This is a genomic window from Plantactinospora soyae (assembly GCF_014874095.1).
GTDB lineage: Bacteria > Actinomycetota > Actinomycetes > Mycobacteriales > Micromonosporaceae > Plantactinospora > Plantactinospora soyae.
Genome location: NZ_JADBEB010000001.1, coordinates 944,215 through 962,534, shown reverse-complemented (window position 1 = coordinate 962,534; position 18,320 = coordinate 944,215). Strand labels below are relative to the sequence as shown.

Here is an 18,320-nt window from a genome sequence, read left to right as displayed (position 1 = left end):
TGGCCGAGTGCTCGCAAGGCTTCTGAGGAGGCCGGTTCGGCGGCTGGTCGGGTGGTCATGCCCGGCTTCCGGTGACGCGTGGCCGGGGGGTATCCGTCCCATGCGTACCAAGCTCGTTTTGGCTGCTCAGGGCTGGTACGGATTGGTTCGCTGGTACGGATTGATGCGTACCAGGTAGCGAATCCGTACCAGGGATGACCTGGGGAAACGAGGTTGGTACGGATGGGACGGATACCCCGGTGGAGGCTGTCTCGCGTTGGTCGGCCGGCGATGCCGAGCAGTACCGGTTCCAGGCGTCGGTGAAGGCATCGCGGGTGTATCCCTTGGCCTGCCCGACCGGGAACCGGAGCGTGGTCGACGTGATGCCGAAGTCGCGGAGCAGGTCGCCGAGTCGCTTTCCGGTCAGCCCGGAGGGTCCGCTGTCCGACCAGGGCGCCTCCTGGTCGCCGTTGAGCACGGTCAGCAGCTCGTTGGTAGCGGCGGCCGGCGGTTCGCCCAGCACCGTGAACGCGGTCCGGATGTCGGTCAGCAGCCGGACGCGGTTGGACACGTTCCCTGCGTCGTCGGATTCCGCGGTGAGGGTGGTGACCGCCAGGCGGGCGCGTTGCGGCCAGCTGCTCCCGGCCAGATCGCCGACAGCTACGAGGGGTTCCCAGGTGTCGGCGGCGCGGTCTTCGACCGGCATGCTCGGCTCTGCCGCTTCCAGATCGGCCAGGTGAGCGCCGAGCCATTCGGTCAGCCGCTCGGCGAGGCGACGCAGCGCGGGACTGTCGCGACGGTGCCGGTATGGCGCGACCGTCTCGCCCGGTGCGCGGCGGCGCATGCGGACGACTACGGCGCGGTCTTCGATGGTGTCGGGCATGGCGCCGATACCGGCGAGCGCTGCCATGGCGAACGTCGGGATTTTCTCCAGGCTGTGGGTGTTGTTGTCCCACCGGATGGCGGGCCGGTTGCGCTGGTGTCCGGCGTTGAGCAGGCCGCGTAGGTCTTCGTTGGCTTCGGCGTTCTTCCCGCCGAAGATGGTGTCCGCCTCGTCGACGAGGAGGGTTGGCGGGTGGTCGGTGCCGATGGCGCGGTAGACGGCGGCCGGACTGGCGTTGACTGTGATCAGCGGGTTGTGGCAGGTGCCTTCCACCACGTCGAGGAGTCGGGATTTGCCGCACCGCTTCTCGGGTGCCCGGATGACGAGGCGGGGTGCGTGCGCCCATGCGGTCTGTGCGTGGCTGGCCGCGATCCACAACACGACTGCGTCAACGGCTTCGGCGGAGGGGAGGATGACGTACCGGGTGAGGCAGGCATGGAGGTCGTCCAGGATCGCCGCGCCGTCGATCCGGCGGCCGGTCGACGAGGTGTTCTGGTTCATGCTGTGACTCCTTCGGCGTGGAATCCGCCACGGATGGCGGCGCGGATGTCCCGGTCGCTCTGCTCGGCCTGCCGTCCGGCGTTGGTGAGCGCGGTGACGGCGTCGGCCTGGTCGATGGCGTGGGCGGCGACCATCCGGGCCACGCCACGGGCCGCGCCGTACAACGTGGTCCGGCGAGCGCCTTCCGGGGCGCTGGCCACGGCGTCGAGGTGTGCGGCGAGAAGTCGCTCGGGATGGGAGATGCCTTCCGCCGTGCGGGTGCTGATCGGTCCGGTAGGCCGGGGCGGTGCGGGGGCCGGCGGCGCCGGTTCGCATGCCTCGACCAGCGCGGGAGGCATCTCCTCCATCTGCCGACCCGGTACCCACAGGTACGGGCGGCCGGTGCGCGGGTGGACCGACGGTGGAAGAACGACGTATCCGCCGTCGGCCTTGACGTCGATACCGGGACCGAGCCCGACACCGGGCTTGCCCTGACTGCATCGCACCGGCCTTCCGGGGTGGCGGTAGTACAGGTGCCGTCCCGCCGAGCCGGTGACGACATGCGCGGTGGGCGGTAGCAGGCCGGAGCGGATCAGGGCGGTCATGGTGTCGTCGCCACCGTGGCACGGGTCGACGTCGACCACCACCAGGCCGGACCTGGCGCCGGTCCGCAGCGCGAGTTGTCCGCCGGGGACAGCGGCGACGATGCCGGCGACGCGTAGCGGGTCGGTGGTCGCGGCGTAGAAGCCGTGACAGGTCAGGCAGTCACAGGCGGCTGGGTCGTGGCTGTCGTCCGTGTCCGCGCACGGCCGGCAGTTCGCTACCGGGCGCTTGGACCGGGCGAGCATGAACACCGGCCAGCCCTGCGCGGCGTACCGCAGCGCCGGGTCAAGCAGATCGGACACGGTCTCTCCCTTCGGCGGATCGGGTTGGCAGGTCGGGTGTCGGTCGGTACCGCTGGCCGGGTCGACCGGCCAGCCGCAACCGGCGCCGCACATCGGCCAGCCACGGGCCGCGCGGACAGCGGCGGCCGGGTTCGCAGATCGGTCGGGGATGGTCATCGGGCGGTCCGCCGTTCGGGTCGGGGGTAGCCGATCGCGGCGGCGCGGGTGACCAGGTTCCGGGCGCTGGTCAGGATCGCGGCCAGTTGCCGGCGGGCGGCTGGCTCCGTCGGGGCCAGCGCCACCCGTAGCCGCAGCTCGGCGTGTTCGGTGCCGCTGTCGGTATGGACGCGGACCAGCACGGCTCGGCCGTAGCCCGGCAGGTTCACGATGATCTCTTCGGAACGGTGCTTGGTGAGGTTGCACCGGTGGTCTTGAGCGCACCAGCCGGTGTGTCCGGTGTGGTGAGTCATCGGGTTCCCTTGTCGTGCAGGTTGCGCAGGTAGTTGAGGACCAGGCGACCGGGGCGTAGCCGGTAACCGTCCCCGTCGCAGCGGGAGCAGAGCCGGAAGGCACGGCCGAACGGTGCGCGGCGCTTGCCGGTGCCGTGACAGCCTCGGCAGGCGACGAAAGGGAAGATCCAGCACGTGGCCAGGTAGCCGAGAGTGATTGCGAGCAGGGCGAGTAGGAGGAGAGCGGCGGCGGCTGCGTCGTGGGGGAGTGCGGGGGTAGCGGTAGCGGCGAGGGGTGCCACGGAAAGCCTCCTGAGGCCGGTTTTTGGGTGCACGAGGCTGCTGGCGCTACCCGCTACCGGTGTGGGTAGCGGCTGGCCAGGGTGGTAGCGGGGTGGGTAGCGGCGGCGCTACCTGGTAGCAGCGCCGCCGTTACCGATCAGGCGCTCTTGCGTCGGGTGATCGCGTCGTTCAGGTCCTTGACCCGGGCGCCCCGGTTGACAGTTCCGCGAACCTTGACGCTCACGCTCGGTACGTGCTCGCGGAGCAGCGCCGAAGCGGCATCGGCGGTCAGGTCGGCGTAGTGCTCGGGCATCTGCTCGGCCATCCGCGCGGCGATTGTCGTCCAGTGCAGGCCGGGTTCCCCCGGGTGGAACACCGCACGTACGTCGGCGAGAACGTCGCGGACCTCTCGGGCGACGGTTTCCCCGGCGGCGTCGCCGGTCAGGGTTCCGGCCCGTTCCCGGTGCTTGCGGGCAGCGGTGAGGATCTTCTCCGCGTCGGTGTGGTCGGCGAGATAGGTCCGGACGGTGGCGGTGTCGTCCGAGGCGCCGTAGAGGATGCCTACGCCTCGGTAGGGGACACCGTTGGGCAGGGTGGAGGCGTCGAACCCTTCGGCGTAGGCGTCCCCGCCGAGGATCGCCTCCGAGACGACCCGGTTGCCGCACTTGAGTGCGAACCGGACGCCGTGGTTGTCGCGGTAACGGTTGAACAGCCGCGCCACGTCCCCGGCACCGACACCGGACGGCTTCTGGCTGGACGACAAGATGATCACGCCGGCCGACGGGCCGACGGCCATGATGAACGACAGCAGGCCGGCAATCTCCTTGTTCACGTCCTGGTCGTCGGTCTCGAAGTAGGTCTGAAACTCCTCCATGACCAGTAGCCACACCCGCAGCTGCGGGTACTTCCGGGACAGCTCGCGGGTGATCTTCCCTTCGGGGCACTCCGAGGTCGGCAGCTTGGCAAGGAAGTCGTTGACCTGCTCGATGTGCTGCTTGATCTCGCGGAGCATGTCGAGCAGGTGCGGGATCGGGTCGTTGTCGCGGCTGTTGGGCACCGCGCCGCAGACGTACCGGTGCGCGACCAGGCGGAACTTGTCCCAGTCGGCCGACATCTTGCCGTCCGCGACCAGTAGCGTCACGTACGGGTCGAGAGCGGCGAACAGCGCCAGCAGGCGAGTGGCGAACGTCTTGCCCTTGCGTGGCTGCGCACCGATCAGGACCGAGATCCACATCAGGGCGAGGTTGACCTTGCGGCCTCGCTCGTCCAGTCCGAACGGCGCTTCGGTCCAGATGTCCCGCACCTTGCCGTCCAGCAGCGGCGTCTTGCCCGCCGCAACGGCGAGCGGGTCGCGGTCGGCGACGAACAGCAGGTGTCGCCGATGGGAGGACGGGTCACGGGTCACGAACACCTGATTGACCGACACGTCCATGCCGGCCGCGATCGCGGGCTTGGCTTTGAGAACGTCTTCCCACGTCTTGCCGTTGAACGGCAGATCGATCAACACCTGTGAGCCGGTGCCCGACGCGTCGCGGGCCATCGTCGAACCGAAGGTGATCTGCTGGTTCGGCCGGTCCGGATGCCCCAGGCCGGCGGCGTAGTAGGCACGAAGGATGATGTCCGGGTTCACCCGCCGGAACCGACCGGCGACGGTGGCAGGGCTGATGATCCGGCGGTCGGCCGGTCGCCCGATGTGGGCGAGGTAGGACACGCCGACTACGGCGGCGGCCGTCTTCGCCCACCACGGGGCGAGGGGCCACAGCACCGGCCCACCGATTCCGAGCGTGGCCAGCTCGGCGGCGAGCACGGTGCCGCGCCATGCCCGGGTTGCCTTGACCTCCCGGTGCAGCTTCAACCACAGGTGCGCGTCCTTCGCGTCGGCAGCCGCCTGGCGTAGCCCGTACTGCTCGGACAACCACCACCAACGGAGCTGACGCCCGAGCAACCGGAACAGGCCAATGCTGGACCAGAATCCGGCCTGCACGGCGTACCAGGGCGAGCGCAACGCGTGGTAGCCGGCGCGGTAGGCGGTGAGCCCGGCGGCGTAGCGCACCGACGCGCGCAGGTTCCCCCACCCCCGCAGGCTGGTCGGCACGATCGGCCTGCGCCCGTCCGACCCGGACGGCGGTACGTCGACCAGGGCGCCGCCCGGCTGTGGCGCCTCGTCGAGCGCTACGTCGAAGTGCGTGCCGGCGGCGTCGGTCGGCCGGTTCAGGTCGGCTTCGGCAGCCTCCCAGTCGAAGCGTTCCTCAGGATTGCTTGCCATGATGAGGGTTCCTCCATCAGGGGTTCTGTGGATCTCGGATCGGAGGGGCCGGCGGCGCGGCGCGGTTTGCGAGGCCGATGGGCCGCGCCGCCGGGCGAAATCAGGGCTGGTCGTTCGTGTGGAGCAGGTGAGCCAGTGCGGCGCCCATGCCGAGCACGGCGACGGGGAGGCAGGCGACGACCGTCGTGATCCACGCCGGAGCGGAAGTCATCCCAGCGGCGGTCATCTGGTGGTAGGCGATCTGCCCGAGCGCGCCGAGCATCAGTGAGCCGATGCCGGAAACCCGGGCGAACTTGCGGGCACGGACCGGTACGGCGTCGCCGGAGAGCCATGCCCGCAGGGCGTACGCCGCGTACGCCTCGACGCCGATGGGCAGGGTGATCGCGCTGTTGATGCTCAGCGAGTCCCAGATGCCCGGCAGGGGGTGAACCACGCCGAACCCGGTGAGTCCACCGAGCCCGACCCACCCGGACCAGATAGCCACGAACGCGGGCGCGGCCAACAGCAGCAGCACCCATGACCGCACCGGCGGGCGCGGCTTGCGTACTCGTTCGGGGATGACGCTGGCGCCCGGATCTACGGACGGGGTAGGCAGCGGCGACGACTCCGACGCCGTGCCGTCGATCACGGTCTTCTCGACCGGCGAGGCGACTTCCGGTGACGAGTCCGAACCCGGGTCCGCTTCGGTCTCCGGCCGGGTCTGCGAGGTCTCTCCGCTGGGCTCGCTCGTCACCGGAGAGGCGTCGGGTAGCGGTTGCCGGAGGGCGGACAGGATGGCGCGGGCCTTGGGTCCGCCTACCTTGAACTCCTTCATCAGCCGGTTCCGGGAGGGAAGTTCGCCGGTCCGTTCGGCCAGGTCCCGAGCGGCCGGCAGCAGGTCTTCCATGGAGCGGGGGTAGGCGCTGTTCAGGGTCGGGGTGGTCATCAGGCGTCCTCTCGGGTCAGACCGGTGTTGCCGGTTGCGGGGGTGGTGTAGATCAGCCGGTACAGGGCCATTTGCAGGCCGAGCAGGTCGGGGCCCTGGCCGTCGTACTGCTCCCCGGTGATCGCGGGGTAGCCGTGCGCGGCCAGCACTTCGGCAAGGTCCGTCACCAGGCCGACCTGAATCTGGAGTCTTCGACCGGAGCCGGGACCGGGTAGCGACGCGTCATCGGGGGAACCACCTACGCCGCGAGCCGGGTCGACGTGACCGGGCTGCCGACCGTGGCGGCGGTCCGCATCACCCCTTGCTCTGCTCGGCGAATCCGGCGCCGGTCCAACGGCGACGGACCTCCGTCGGTGTACAGCGCCCTGATCTCTGCATCCAGCAGGGACAGTTCAGCCTCGATCAGCGGCCATTCGGCCTCGATCGCGGCCAGATCTGCGGCAGTGGGCTCGTCCGTGTGCCTGTCCATCGTCCACCTCTCGGGTAGCCATGACCTAGCTCAGATAGAACATGTCTACTTCGGGTCTGTCAAGTGCTTCCCCGGCAGGCCCGGGTTGCTCGGATTGACTTCGGCTTGGCTGTGACACCAAGCAAACCGCTCTTGAGCAGCAGCCGGCAGGGTGCTTTGGGGGGTGCGTGGGTGCGTCGGGGGGTGCTTTCCGGGGTGCGCGCGTGGGGGAGGGGTGCGAACCACCTTGACTACGGGTTGCGTGAGGACTTGACTACTCAGGAAAATTGGATCAAGGAGGGGACGTGCCCGAGCTTCAGCCGAACCTGTCCTTGGCTGAGGTGATGACCCGAGTCAACTGCTCCAACAAGGGACTTGCCGCACGGGTTCGAACGGTCGCCGCGCGGCACGGAACAGAACTCAAGTGCGACCACGTCACCGTAAAACGGTGGCTCGACGGGTCACAGCCTCGGACGCAGACAGCCGGATTCATCGCGGAAGCCCTATCCGAGAAGGCCGGACTCCGGATCAGCGTCGAAGACATTGGCATGGGGCAGGCATCTCCCATGGCGACCTTTGAAAGCGCGCTCCAATACCCCGAGGAGATCGCGGGGGCACGTGTGAACTTGCTGGAACTCGCGCGCCACGATTCGGCAAACCTGCCGAATGTTATCGCGGCACCAGCCGTTCCGGCCGCATGGTCCGCGCCCCTCCTTCCATGGCTCCTGTCTCGCCCCGATCCGGTCCCGGAAACAGGCAGCACAGCGCGGCGAGTAGGGATGGCTGAAGTAGAGGCCATTTGCGGCACGAACAAGATGTTCATGCAACTCGATTTCCAGTACGGCGGCGGACACGCGCGCAGCGCCTTAGCGCAGTACTTCACTGCCGAGGTGCTGCCGTTGCTTGACGGGAAGTTCACCGAGAGCGTCGGGAAACGGCTGTTCTCCGCAGCGTCGGAAGTCGCTCAACTGCTTGGCTGGACCGCCTACGATGCCGGGCGGCACGGTCTGGCGCAGCGGTATTTGATCCAGGCGCTACGCCTGGCCCAGGCCGGCCAAGACCGGGTGATGGGAAGTCGCATCCTCTCGAATCTGAGTCACCAGGCGAACTACCTCGGCCGGTTCACTGAAGCAGCCCAGTTAGCGCGAGCCGCGCAGGAGGGCGGCAAGGAGACTGCCAGCGCAACCGTTATGACGATGCTGCTGTCGATGGAGGCACGTGCGTTAGCGGGATCAGGCGACGAGAAGGCTTGCGCGGCCGTACTGGTCGGGGCGGAAACTATATTTGGCCGTCGCAAGCCGTCGGATGACCCACCATGGATCGACTACTTCGATGAGGCTGAGCTAGCGGGAGAGATGGCCCACTGCTTCCGAGATCTCCGCAAACCGAAGCTGGCGCAGGAGTTTGTCGGCAAGGCTGTAGCTCTTTCCGATCCGAGCTATGTGCGAACGCTGGCCTTTATGCGCCTTGTTTTGTGCGCCAGTTGTATCCACGAACTTGACCTGGAGCGCGCGGCGGGTGCGGGAATCGAGGCAATCACCCTTGCCGGAAGCCTCAAGTCCGAGCGGTACCTCCGCTACATCCGCGACCTGTGCAACGATCTCGCGCCGCACCGGTCAAGCGCGGCAGTGGTTCGGTTCCTCGGCCTGGCCGACGAAGTGCTCTCACCCTCAGAAGGGAGCCCAGCGGCGGCGAGAGCTGGGGTCGCGTAGCGTCTCCAACCGGTTTCGGAACTCCTCGGCCACCGCCGGGCCTTCATGGACGTTCTGCATCAACCATGTCGTCATCTTGAACTGGTTGAGCGCACGTAGCACCGGAAACCCGTCCCAGGTCCGTACGTCGTAGCCGTAGACCCGGCAGAAGTCTGCATACTCCTGATCGGTGTGCCATCCGATCTCGTACTCGGTGGCGGTAACGGACAGGTCCGTTTCTCGGTGACCGAACGCGAAGCGCTCAAAGTCGATCAGCACGGCAGTCCCCGCCGGATCAACGATAAGATTCTGCACGTGCGCGTCACCATGTACGGCGCAGGCAGGCGACGAGTACGCGAGATCGTCGTATTCGGTCCTAAGCTTGGCCAACCGCCCCCGAAGGAACTCCAGGTCCTTCGGGTCGAGATCTGCCGCCTGATCAATCCGTTCTTTTACCCGGCCGAACATATTCAGTTCTGGGAGCTTGAATTCCGTCGGGGGAGGAAGACCGTGTAATTGATGCAGGGCCGCTGCTAACTCGTCGGCCCGTGCCTTACGCCCTGTGTCCACGATCGGATGCCAGAATGTGACAGGATGACTCAATGTCACAATGGGTTGAGGAATGTCGGCGGTCCGAGCCGCAGGCAGCCCCGCGTCACGTAGCCACGCCGATACAAGAACCTCTTTGCGGGCATCGTCAAGCACTTCGACGCTACGGGAAATGCGAACGATCAAGCCCGCCGCAGGAAGGCGGAAGATCGCGTTCTCGCCGAGCCTGATCATCGTGGCGCCGCTGGTCGGCACCCCGACCGTTCGGCAGGCTTCGCCTAGGACCGTTACCGCTTCATCCGACGTGAAAGGCGAGCGGGACATGCCCATTTCAGGCATCTTCCGATTCAGTGTCAGCAGGTGACGCGGGTTGGTCGACCACGACGCGCCCCTTCCCTCTGGCGGTATTTACCAGTCCGGCACGCTCTAGTTCAGTCAAGGCGCGGCGCGCAGTCCCCCTCGCCACTCCATATCTTGTTGCGAGGTCGTTCTCACCAGGCAGACTCGCCCCAGCCGCAAGCTCCCCGCGCTCGATGTCGCGGCGAATATCCGCGGCTATCCGCTCGGCATCTGTCATGACGGCCGGACCTGAATCCGGATCATGCGGAACGTACCTGCCCTTGCCCGGAAGCGAGACGAGAAGTCCACGACTCTCCAGAACGCGTAATGCCTGCCGTACGGTGCCCACAGATGCTCGGAATTGTTCACTCAACTCGGATTCGCTCGGCACACGGCTGCCGGGTGGGAATGCGCCGCTCTCGACTGATCGCCGGACGGCAGCCGCAACCGCCTCAAATTTCGCCCCGGTCCGCTCACCCGAGGTGCCTCCCGCGTCGCGCACGAACCGTCCCCGTCCAGGAACGGTCTCGATCAGGTTCTCCGCTTCGAGCGCGGCCAGGGCGCGACGCGCGGTGACGCGGGCAACGCCCCACCGCTTGACGACGTCCGTCTCAGAGGGAAGTGGGGAGCCCGGAGGCAGACTCTTGGACCTGATCGCCTCGCGTAGCTCCGCCGCGATCTCACGAAAGCCGACTCCGCTGCCACCTTGCCCGCCCACGTGCCTCCCTAGCTCGGTCCGGACGACGGCCCTAGTCTCCCCGTCGTCCGGACCCGTGTTCAACTACCCCGCGCCGGTCAACCTGCGCCGCCCGCCTCCGCTACCAGGGGCGCCCACGCCGAAGGCGGCCCACGGCGATCGCCGTTGCCGACCCCTACAGAGCCTCGCACCCGCCGGGGTGCCTGGCCTGTCGCGTGCAGTCGAGGTTGCCGGGGAGCACGAGGTCACAGAAGGCGTCGTGAAACGTCTCGGCCTGAACGTCCATCACCAGCTCGTCTCTGGCCCTCATCTCGGGCATGTAGCGCAGGGATCGGCCGAGCAGCACAGCGAGGTTCACAGCCTCTTCGAGGTTGCCGGCCTCAATCGGAATCAGGAGAACGAATCGCGGCGCCGGTCGAACGCGACCGGCGAACGCGTCGAGCGCCTTGCGAGGGAGCGGCTCGAACACGTCGGTGACCTCAATGAGGGTTCCTGGGGAGGCACCGCCGGACGCGTCGCGGGTGCCACGCGCGTTGGGTGGTCCGGACACAGGGCTGTGCTCATCGCGGCGGTAGATGGACCTGGGCGCCTGATTGGCCGTGCGCCGCTCGCTTCTGGTCGGCCGGTCTGGTGCGTACCTGTCTAGATCCATTCCTGTCCTCCGTCGGTATTCGGGTCCTCAGGCACACGGAAGGGTGCTGCGGCGCGAAGTTGCGTCGCAGCGCGGGTACATTCCGTAACGTCGACCATAGCCATATAGCCATATGGCCACAAGGACACAGGGCTGTACCTGTCAGCAAGGCTGCCGTCCATGTCGATCGATCGGCGCTCGCACACGCCCGTGTATCGCCAACTCGCGAACCTCATCCGCGAGGGCATCTACGCCGGGCAGTACGTGGCAGGAGCGCCGCTGCCGAGCGAGGTCACCCTCTCGCAGGAGTACGGCGTCGGCCGGGACGCTGTCCGCCAGGCGCTTGCCCTGCTCCGCAGCGAAGGACTCGTCAGTACCGAACGTGGAGAACGCTCCCGGGTGCGGGTGCCACCTGAGCGGGTGTCGGTCGAGCTACCACCGGGCGGGAGGGCGGTCGCGCGCATGCCCGCCGACCCAGAACGCGTCGAACGCGACATGGACGAAGGCGTACCCGTGATCGAGGTCCACCACCCCGATGGCACCACCGAGATTCACCCAGCCGACAAGACGGAGCTGACCCGCCCGGTTTGACCGTGCAGGAGCGCGCATCATCGCGGGTGAAAGCTACTGTCTCAAGGTTGGAATTCCATTTTCCCTTGATTTCAAATGATCTAGGTCTGAGTGGTCTGTGTTCAGAGCGATCCTAGGTAGCTAATAATCGACAGGACAAGTGGCTGCAAACGTCTAGGCGTTGACGGATGGCTCTGTCTAGTCGAAAATACGGCATGACTCGCGAATATGCGGCCCTCCTTGCGCAGGTTGTGCCCGTGATTGCCCTCGCGCTCGCCATTGAAATTCGTTCGATCGTCGATCGTTATATTCGTTCCGTGCCGCCGCCTTCGACGCCGGGGGGCCAAAACCTCGAAAGGGTATCCCCTCATGATCAATTCTCCTTGCGTGCGCTCATAGCTCTCCTTTGCCTGGTTCAGGTAGCGCTTTGTGCAGTTGAGGTCGTGGTGCTAGAACAAGCTGTCTCCCTTGGAACGCCGCCTGGACAGCCCATAAGTGCAGGTCCCTTTCGGTCTTCACCAGTTCATAACGTTATCTCTATCGCCATCCAACTTGCGTTTCTTAGCTCAGTTGTTGATGCGGCGTTGAGGGTGATCTTTTTAAGGAACTCGCCGACTGCGTCGAAGGCTGGGACGCGAATCCTGACTCTAACTGTGGTGCTTGCTGCCACCATAGGAGCTGTTCAGATCCTGGTTAGCGAGATTAAAGCAGAGCTATAAGGTGGGGGTTCGTAGCGCGGAGTTTACGGGTTGATCGCTGGCAACACCGTAGTCGATCGGCGATAGCTCTCTTTCGAAAATGTCAGGCTGGTTAGGTCCAACTTTACCGTGGACCGAGCGCAAGTAATGCAGGCTCGTTATTCGCTCATTAGCAAGGAGCCCACGTCCCGTGAGCCGCGCGAGCAAGGCGCCTGGCGTGTGCCAATAGATCTGAAAGGCCTTCGGAGACGGCAGTAAGGTTACGTCACGGAGTAGGATAGCCAGATAGAACTGGGCACTCCTTCGGGGCCAGCTTTCGAGAACGAATAGTGTCGACAGCAAAAGCACTAACATTACGAGTGCTGCAGTCGCAATAGGGCTTTCGGGGTTCGCGGCAGCGAGCATCCCTGCCCCGAAGATCACGAGCATCTGCAGCGCGAAGTGAATGACTCGTCCTATTGGCATCAGATACGACCAAGTCGATCCACCTGGAGGCGGCAATGGTCGAACGATGCTTAGTCGTGGGAACCGCTGATATGAGTGGGCGTCAAGTCGTATGAGTGCGAGTGTCAGGCAGTAGGTGAACAGTGACAGTCCCAAGAAATGTGTGGCCCAGCTGTATCTACCTCTCACTGGCATAAACCAGCGAGTTCGTCGCAAAATTTTCTTAGGATGTTGAAACCCGGCCAAGATATGCCAGGGCTCCATTGAAAGTTGATGTGCTACGTACTGGCTCCCGAGTGCGGCTTCTGCCAGCACCATAAACCAATTCTCATGAGGCTCTTCGTCCGCCTTTAGGCGTTCTATCAACATAGAATAGAATGGCGGGTTTGACAAATGTTCTACAACGGTAGCGGGTTGGTCTCGGACGAGGTCAACTTCGCAGGCTTCTGCGATTCTGAATGCCGCTTGCGGATCGAACGCGGCGTAGGAACCTATTACAGTCCGAAGCTTTTCGCGATCACCTTCAATCATTTGTAGGAAAAATGAATGCAATGTAAGAGTCGGTGATCGATGGTATAGCTTCGCCCAGGCGTTTTCATCGGCAATGATGACCGTTAACAAGTGCAAGCGCCGTAGCCACTCCTCATCCCAAAACTCTCTTCCTAGTCGGAGAAGACTCTTCATTTCACGGCCGACGTAGCGTGGCCAGATCTTGTGGTCATATGCCTGAGTCTCGAGGAAGCATCTGCCGACCACCGCTCGGTCCTGGATTGACCAAATACTGTCGAGAGCAGCGGTACGGGATACTCGTTGTGAGAGCCCCAGAGCGAATGGAATAACTTCGATCAAGCGGGTCCTGGCCTGAGGTGCGGTACCTTTGGTAAAGGCGCGGTGGGACTCGATTAGCTCATTCAATCCATCGTGCCGTTCTTGTATGGCCTCTTTCGCTGCGAGAAACTCGCAGAACGTCAGATGAATAAAGCGAAGGGTCTCGCTCGGACGTTCCTCCGAGAGAATCCCTGTTTCCTTGCAAACCTCCCGAATCGTCCGGGCTGCTTCATCATGGCTGGGGCAACTGTAGATGTCTGTAACAGCTCTAATGGCCGCCTGCCATTGAATCTCATTCGCCGGCTGCTCCTGAGACAGAAGATTATCGAGCGCTAGCCGACCCAAGAGTCTTTCTCTTTGCTCCCGGATCGCGCTCTTTGCGGTAAGACCCAATTGTCGTTTGCGTCGGGCGACGAGCAGTTCCTCGACTACCTGCGAATAGAAGGCGGTTCGAGTATCCGGAGTACTTGACTCCTCACTGCTTTGATCACTTGCGACGTACATCGCGAGGACTAGAGGATTACTGCACATATCACGAAGCGTCGGCTTATCAGTCAGTTCCGAATACAAGCGGTTGACGATCGCACTGACGTCGCGCCCCCTAGGAAAAGGCCATCGCGTCAGGAACGCGTAAATGTCCCCAGGAGAGAAGGGTTGAATGTGAAAAACCTTCGGGAAGGTAGTGTCGAAGTCGCCTCTGATTTGCACGTGGAACTGGGTCCTCATTGTAAGAACCATGCGGTTGGCAGGGGAGAAGTTGGACAGAACATCGCTAAGCGCATTGAGCGCAAGTGAGACGCGTTTGTACGCGGAACTTGCTACCTCGTCTAGGCCGTCGAAAAGGACCATGATGCCACGTCCCGTGAGGGACGTGTCGAAAAGTTGGTCCATGTTGTATCCGTGTACAGACGCTACTCGCGTCCTAAGATGAGCAAGGCCCCAATCTGCCAGGTGCTGAGAATCATCTGATTCGGCGGGTGGAGTGAAGTCTTTTAGGTCAACAAGTATTGGCAATGGCCTACCCGGGTTCGCGAGGGCGGCTCTACATGCATGACGGAATACGCGCTTCGTTAATGAAGACTTCCCCGATCCAGGATCCCCGACAATGCGCACTCGACGGATTTCCGTGCCCCAAATCTCTTCGATACTCGATGTTGTCGTACGCTCGGCGCTCTCCAATCGTAATGGGACGAAAACGCTGTCGGTTGATAGCATTACCCCCCGATTTCCGGGTACGGGCAGGAACTTGGTCGCCTCCTTTCCAAGTTCCACTGAACAGTACTTCCGCAAGTTCATTCGCGTAGCAATAGTCTGATTGACAAATCGGCTTATTGTCCACGCGACAGCGTTCATGATTACATCACTGCGACTTCTTATACCCTTATAGGTTCCTACGATTACCCAATATAGGATCGGTAGGGCTACTAGAGTTATCGTGACCGACTTCCAGTCGAGGTCAAACATTGATCTCCTCTGAGCTGTGACGGCATGCGGGAACAGATTAACGAATAGAGCCCTTCATGTCAGCCAAACAACCTGGTATGGTGAGGCCGCGACTTTCAGCATCGATTCAAACAACTAAAACGGACGAAGCTGCGTATCTTTCCTACTCGGCCGATTGTCTGACCGGTGGTGGCCTGATCCGCCGAGCCAAATCGACTAACGGTCTCTCGCTTCCAGTGGCCGGCCAACTTCACGCTCCCCAACGACTGAGGGGATTCCGGACGGAGTATCGGACTGTGTGAGAACTTTCGGCACAGGATCAAGGCGGCCCGCTTCGCAGGCCGCTCGCGCCGCCGACCAGGGGCCGACCCGAACGGGTCGCCGCTCGGGGACCCCGCGCCCTTAGCGCAAGCGCACAGGCGCACCCCGAACGGTTGCAGCCCCGCCGGCGGCGCGACATACGAAGAAGCCCCGGGCAGCCATGGGCAATGGCAGATCCGGGGCTTGTTCGTTGAGGGTAACGACCAGGGCGTGCCGCCGGCGGGGCGCTCAGGCACTCCGGGATGGTTGGCGCCATCCCGGCAACCTCCGTGCGGGCGGAGCCGAGTGGGTGGGGCCGAAGGCCGACGGGATGGAGGCGACGCGAAAGTTGGGGCTACAGCCAGCCCTTTGAACGGGCGACTTGGTAAGCGATGAGGCCCGCCACCGGCAAGGGACCACGATGGATGAGAAGCAGCAGGCCGTACCGCAGGGTAGGCCCCCACCCAGACTTCGCGGCGGTCAAGAGGACATCGTGAGCGTTGCGAGACGACTGACGCGGCCGGACGCTCGGGCGTCGGCGCTTCGGCGTCGGAGTGCCGTCCGCGACGTCCACATCTTGCGAGGCCACACGTACCTCCGGAGGGCGTAATAGACCGCCCCACCGGATGAGTGGGCTTTCGGCGAGCACCCCGAGGGGTGAACCTGCTGGCTGAACGTAACCCCGTCCTCGCGCCGGGGACTGCCGTGCTCGTGCGCAGTACTAGAAGGGTAGCAGGGACAGGTCGAGTTCGCGCAGCCTGGCCCGTCCCGCTTCATCGACCAGGTTCCACCACTTCGCGCGGTTGATCTGCGGTTTTCGGCTACAGGAGGGGCACGCGAAGATGTATGAGTCCCTACCGATCAGGCTTCTCGGCTCGGCCTCCGCTCCCATCGGCGGCGCGAACCACTCCAACGCCGAACTCATGCCCCCGCTGCCGTCAAGTTCGCGGCGGGCGACGGTGAGGAGCCGTCGCTTGTGCTGACCCCGATCCGTGCAGACGACCGGGAGAAAGAAGGCAACCTCGCGTCCACTCTGCATGAACTCCTGCGGCCGATCGGGATCGATCCCTGAGGTGGGGGGCACAGGCTCAGTCACGGGCGACCTCCGAATTGCTCGATATCGGTCGATCCTACTCTCGCGCGGATCCTTCCAAGATCATGCCGGTTCCAGGGCGTCGAAGGGGAGCCGACGGCACCATCGTTGACCATCCATTACAGGTGCAGCAGCAGCAGCTCAATGCCAGAATCGTCCGGCTTGATCGATTCAGGAAGGTGGATCGATGCGCTTAAAGAAACCTTTCTCAGTCTCGTATACGCAGTTCATTCCGCAACTATGGATGAGATCCACGAGATCGCTGGCCGGCCGCACGGGAAGCAGCACCGTGAGCCGAGCATCCTTTGATTCGATGTGGCGTCGATAGTCGAAGAGTTGGCCGATCGCGCACCTAATGGCGTCGCGGGTTGATACGGCCTTGGCTTCGTAGAGCTCATCCGCCGTTGAGTCGTACAAGTCGGTGAAAAGATATCCGATCTCTCCGGGGGGTCGGACTCGGCACCGTCCCACGATATGCCCTTGATCGACGAGGTGTTTTTCGTAGCGTTTGCTGAGATTTGTCTCTCGCCGAAGGGCCAAACCGCCTTTGGACGGTGCCCGAACAAAGCTACCGGCATCAGCACTCTCGGTCGGAACTACGGAGCTCTCCGCGGTCTGCTCTACATCCGGGAACCCGGCAACGTCCGGCTCGGCACGGTCAACCGCGCCCAGGGGACGAAGACGAAACACTATGACAGATCGTTCCCTGACTGGGTCATCCGCGCGTACGTGCGGCAGGGCGGGATCGACCTCGAACTCACCGACATATCGATGTAGCTTGCCACCCCGCTGGCGACCGCTGGCCGCGATGAAGAGGTGCAGCGTTCGACCCTGCTCATTGTGAGCCAAGACGGCCTGGTTCTTCCAGTAGGCGAACGTCTGATCACCCTCTGCGCCTTCGCCTGTGTAGAAGAAAACAGACCCGTCAGTGGACCAACCGTCGAAGTCGTATCCCCACTTACGACCCTCGGCGGGGTCGGAGTAGACGAAGACGTTCGGCGTTGAACTCGACGGCAGTATCCCGCCCTGAATCGAGCCGCCCCATCGGTCGCTGCGGTCCTGGCGAGTAATGACCGTTCCCGGCTGCAAGTCGATTGCTCCCACGGCCGAGCATCCTAGGGGACGGGTGTGACAAGTCTCCTGCGCGGCGGTCGATGGGTCGAGGGAAGCTGGTAAGGGCAGCGATTTCTCTCGTGAGTTCGAATCCCACACCGTCCGCCCCGGCAGATGAAACGCCCCTTGATCAGCGGATTCGGGAGTTAAGGGGGCAACCCGTCTCTAGCAATACCGGTCGACCTGGTTCTCAGGAGGAGCCGCCCGCTCTTGCCCGTCCTGGAAGATCGGCGGCAGCGGGCCGGTGATCTTCGGCGCGATGTCTCAAGATCGAGACGGGAACGAACCTTCTCGCCCGGCTATAACCGACCAGAATGAATATGGCCAAGAACATCGCGCCGAACCCTAGCATTAGCCAGTCAAGGTATGGACCTTCACTGGAGATCCTTCCCGCCATGACCTTCTCGGCGAAGTCGTCTTGCCCTTTCAAGCTAGTCAAATCATACTTTGAGGAGTCTACGAGTTTCCGAGGATCGCGGAAAAAGCTCAGAATGGGCTCGATGAACGCGGTTGTGGCAGCAAGAAGCACCATGAGTAGAGCGGGCAAGAGTGATGGGCCCCCGTCCCGGCGGGCTATCCTCTTCAAGAGAGACTTGCTTTTTACTTGGCTTAGGGTCGACTCAGTTAAATCGCCGGACCCCTTATCTCGAATGCCGCAGCCGCGAATGGTGCCTGCAAGGGCCGGCGATCCCTGCTCGTGCACGATCTGAATAACGGCTCCGTCGCCTGCGTCTAAGAAGTCGAAGTCGATCGTTGCAGCGGAGCGGTCGGCTGGATCGCAGCGAACCGTAAGGCGATTTTGGTCGCGACTGTACCAAACTACGCTTACGTCAACGACAGCATCGAGGTCTTGAAGCTGCACTCGAAGGGGGTCCTCGAATAGAATGTCCGAACCCTTGATTGTGTCGCCCCGGTGGTTCCAGAGTGCGACATAAGTACGACTCACTTGGCGAAGTGTTTGGTCCGCGAACCTGATTGACAATCCTCTATCGATTAACTCGGCCTTTGGCTCCACTAGAACGTCGTGGTCTATCGCGTACCGAATCTCGGGTCTCAGCCTCGTTCTGCGCGCAACGATGAAGGTAATCGGTATAGCAATAACCGACAGAAAGAATCCGGCGACTCCGAAAAAATCACTTTCGAACATACGACTTCTTCCGATAGCGCCTATAGCTCATCCGGCATGCTAGCGCATCAGTGGCGCGTTCCCTCCCGGAGATTCTCGAACCGCTGGCTTTAGGCTTGCTTTATGCGAGCAATCGCGCAAAACCGCCCATGGCGGGAATTCCGGCCACGGGCGCTCGAGGGCGCTGTTGATCAACGGGGCG

17 protein-coding genes are annotated in these 18,320 nt (G+C 63.5%); 2 read left to right on the top strand and 15 right to left on the bottom strand.

All coding sequences use genetic code 11. The annotated features are described in order from the left end of the window. Positions 1-55 precede the first annotated feature (55 nt). The 8 genes from H4W31_RS04280 to H4W31_RS04245 form a co-directional block, all read right to left on the bottom strand. Positions 56-1,363 carry a DUF3631 domain-containing protein gene (locus H4W31_RS04280; RefSeq protein ID WP_192765452.1) on the bottom strand — a complete coding sequence of 436 codons (1,308 nt, stop codon included), beginning with the start codon at positions 1,361-1,363 and terminating at the stop codon, positions 56-58. Beyond that, a complete protein-coding gene (locus H4W31_RS04275) occupies positions 1,360-2,247 on the bottom strand; it encodes a bifunctional DNA primase/polymerase (protein WP_192765451.1) in 888 nt (295 codons plus the stop codon). The genes H4W31_RS04280 and H4W31_RS04275 overlap by 4 nt, the downstream gene beginning before the upstream one ends. 152 nt (positions 2,248-2,399) lie before the next feature. Beyond that, a complete protein-coding gene (locus H4W31_RS04270; protein WP_192765450.1) occupies positions 2,400-2,696 on the bottom strand; it encodes a hypothetical protein in 297 nt (98 codons plus the stop codon). Then, positions 2,693-2,977, bottom strand: a complete 285-nt coding sequence (locus H4W31_RS04265; protein ID WP_192765449.1) for a hypothetical protein — start codon at positions 2,975-2,977, stop codon at positions 2,693-2,695. Before H4W31_RS04265 ends, H4W31_RS04270 begins: the two co-directional genes overlap by 4 nt. 137 nt (positions 2,978-3,114) lie before the next feature. Beyond that, entirely contained in the window at positions 3,115-5,223 is a 2,109-nt protein-coding gene (locus H4W31_RS04260) for a cell division protein FtsK (protein ID WP_192765448.1), read from the bottom strand. Between the two features lie 100 nt (positions 5,224-5,323). Then, positions 5,324-6,148 (bottom strand): ABC transporter permease, encoded by an 825-nt coding sequence (locus tag H4W31_RS04255; protein WP_192765447.1) that lies wholly within the window; start codon positions 6,146-6,148, stop codon positions 5,324-5,326. Then, positions 6,148-6,315, bottom strand: coding sequence for a hypothetical protein (locus tag H4W31_RS04250; RefSeq protein ID WP_225945384.1), 168 nt, complete (start codon positions 6,313-6,315; stop codon positions 6,148-6,150). The genes H4W31_RS04255 and H4W31_RS04250 overlap by 1 nt, the downstream gene beginning before the upstream one ends. 71 nt (positions 6,316-6,386) lie before the next feature. Then, the gene (locus H4W31_RS04245) at positions 6,387-6,617 is read right to left on the bottom strand and encodes a DUF6284 family protein (protein ID WP_192765446.1); all 231 of its coding nucleotides are present in this window, start codon (positions 6,615-6,617) and stop codon (positions 6,387-6,389) included. A gap of 284 nt (positions 6,618-6,901) precedes the next feature. Here H4W31_RS04245 and H4W31_RS04240 point away from each other — a divergent pair, with 284 nt between their 5' ends. After that, entirely contained in the window at positions 6,902-8,308 is a 1,407-nt protein-coding gene (locus H4W31_RS04240; RefSeq protein WP_192765445.1) for a sporulation protein, read from the top strand. On the opposite strand, the gene H4W31_RS04235 is transcribed toward H4W31_RS04240, so the two are convergent. From H4W31_RS04235 to H4W31_RS04225, 3 genes are all read right to left on the bottom strand, one after another. After that, on the bottom strand, positions 8,267-9,175 hold the full coding sequence (locus H4W31_RS04235) for a phosphotransferase family protein (protein ID WP_192765444.1): 909 nt from the start codon (positions 9,173-9,175) through the stop codon (positions 8,267-8,269). The genes H4W31_RS04240 and H4W31_RS04235 overlap by 42 nt on opposite strands. Then, positions 9,168-9,893 (bottom strand): GntR family transcriptional regulator, encoded by a 726-nt coding sequence (locus tag H4W31_RS44115; RefSeq protein ID WP_192765443.1) that lies wholly within the window; start codon positions 9,891-9,893, stop codon positions 9,168-9,170. The genes H4W31_RS04235 and H4W31_RS44115 overlap by 8 nt, the downstream gene beginning before the upstream one ends. A gap of 154 nt (positions 9,894-10,047) precedes the next feature. Further along, complete coding sequence (locus H4W31_RS04225) at positions 10,048-10,524, bottom strand: hypothetical protein (protein WP_192765442.1); 477 nt, start codon at positions 10,522-10,524, stop codon at positions 10,048-10,050. Positions 10,525-10,683: 159 nt separating this feature from the next. Between H4W31_RS04225 and H4W31_RS04220 the strand changes: the two genes are divergently transcribed. Continuing rightward, entirely contained in the window at positions 10,684-11,094 is a 411-nt protein-coding gene (locus H4W31_RS04220; protein ID WP_192765441.1) for a GntR family transcriptional regulator, read from the top strand. A gap of 692 nt (positions 11,095-11,786) precedes the next feature. Here the strand turns inward: H4W31_RS04220 and H4W31_RS04215 are convergent. From H4W31_RS04215 to H4W31_RS04200, 4 genes are all read right to left on the bottom strand, one after another. Next, the gene (locus tag H4W31_RS04215; RefSeq protein ID WP_225946118.1) at positions 11,787-14,258 is read right to left on the bottom strand and encodes an NACHT domain-containing protein; all 2,472 of its coding nucleotides are present in this window, start codon (positions 14,256-14,258) and stop codon (positions 11,787-11,789) included. 1,249 nt (positions 14,259-15,507) lie between these two features. Next, positions 15,508-15,825 carry a hypothetical protein gene (locus H4W31_RS04210; RefSeq protein WP_192765439.1) on the bottom strand — a complete coding sequence of 106 codons (318 nt, stop codon included), beginning with the start codon at positions 15,823-15,825 and terminating at the stop codon, positions 15,508-15,510. A gap of 225 nt (positions 15,826-16,050) precedes the next feature. Next, positions 16,051-16,983: a restriction endonuclease gene (locus H4W31_RS04205; protein ID WP_192765438.1), complete on the bottom strand. Its 933-nt coding sequence runs from the start codon at positions 16,981-16,983 to the stop codon at positions 16,051-16,053. Between the two features lie 199 nt (positions 16,984-17,182). Then, positions 17,183-18,139 (bottom strand): hypothetical protein, encoded by a 957-nt coding sequence (locus H4W31_RS04200; RefSeq protein WP_192765437.1) that lies wholly within the window; start codon positions 18,137-18,139, stop codon positions 17,183-17,185. Between the last annotated feature and the right edge of the window lie 181 nt (positions 18,140-18,320).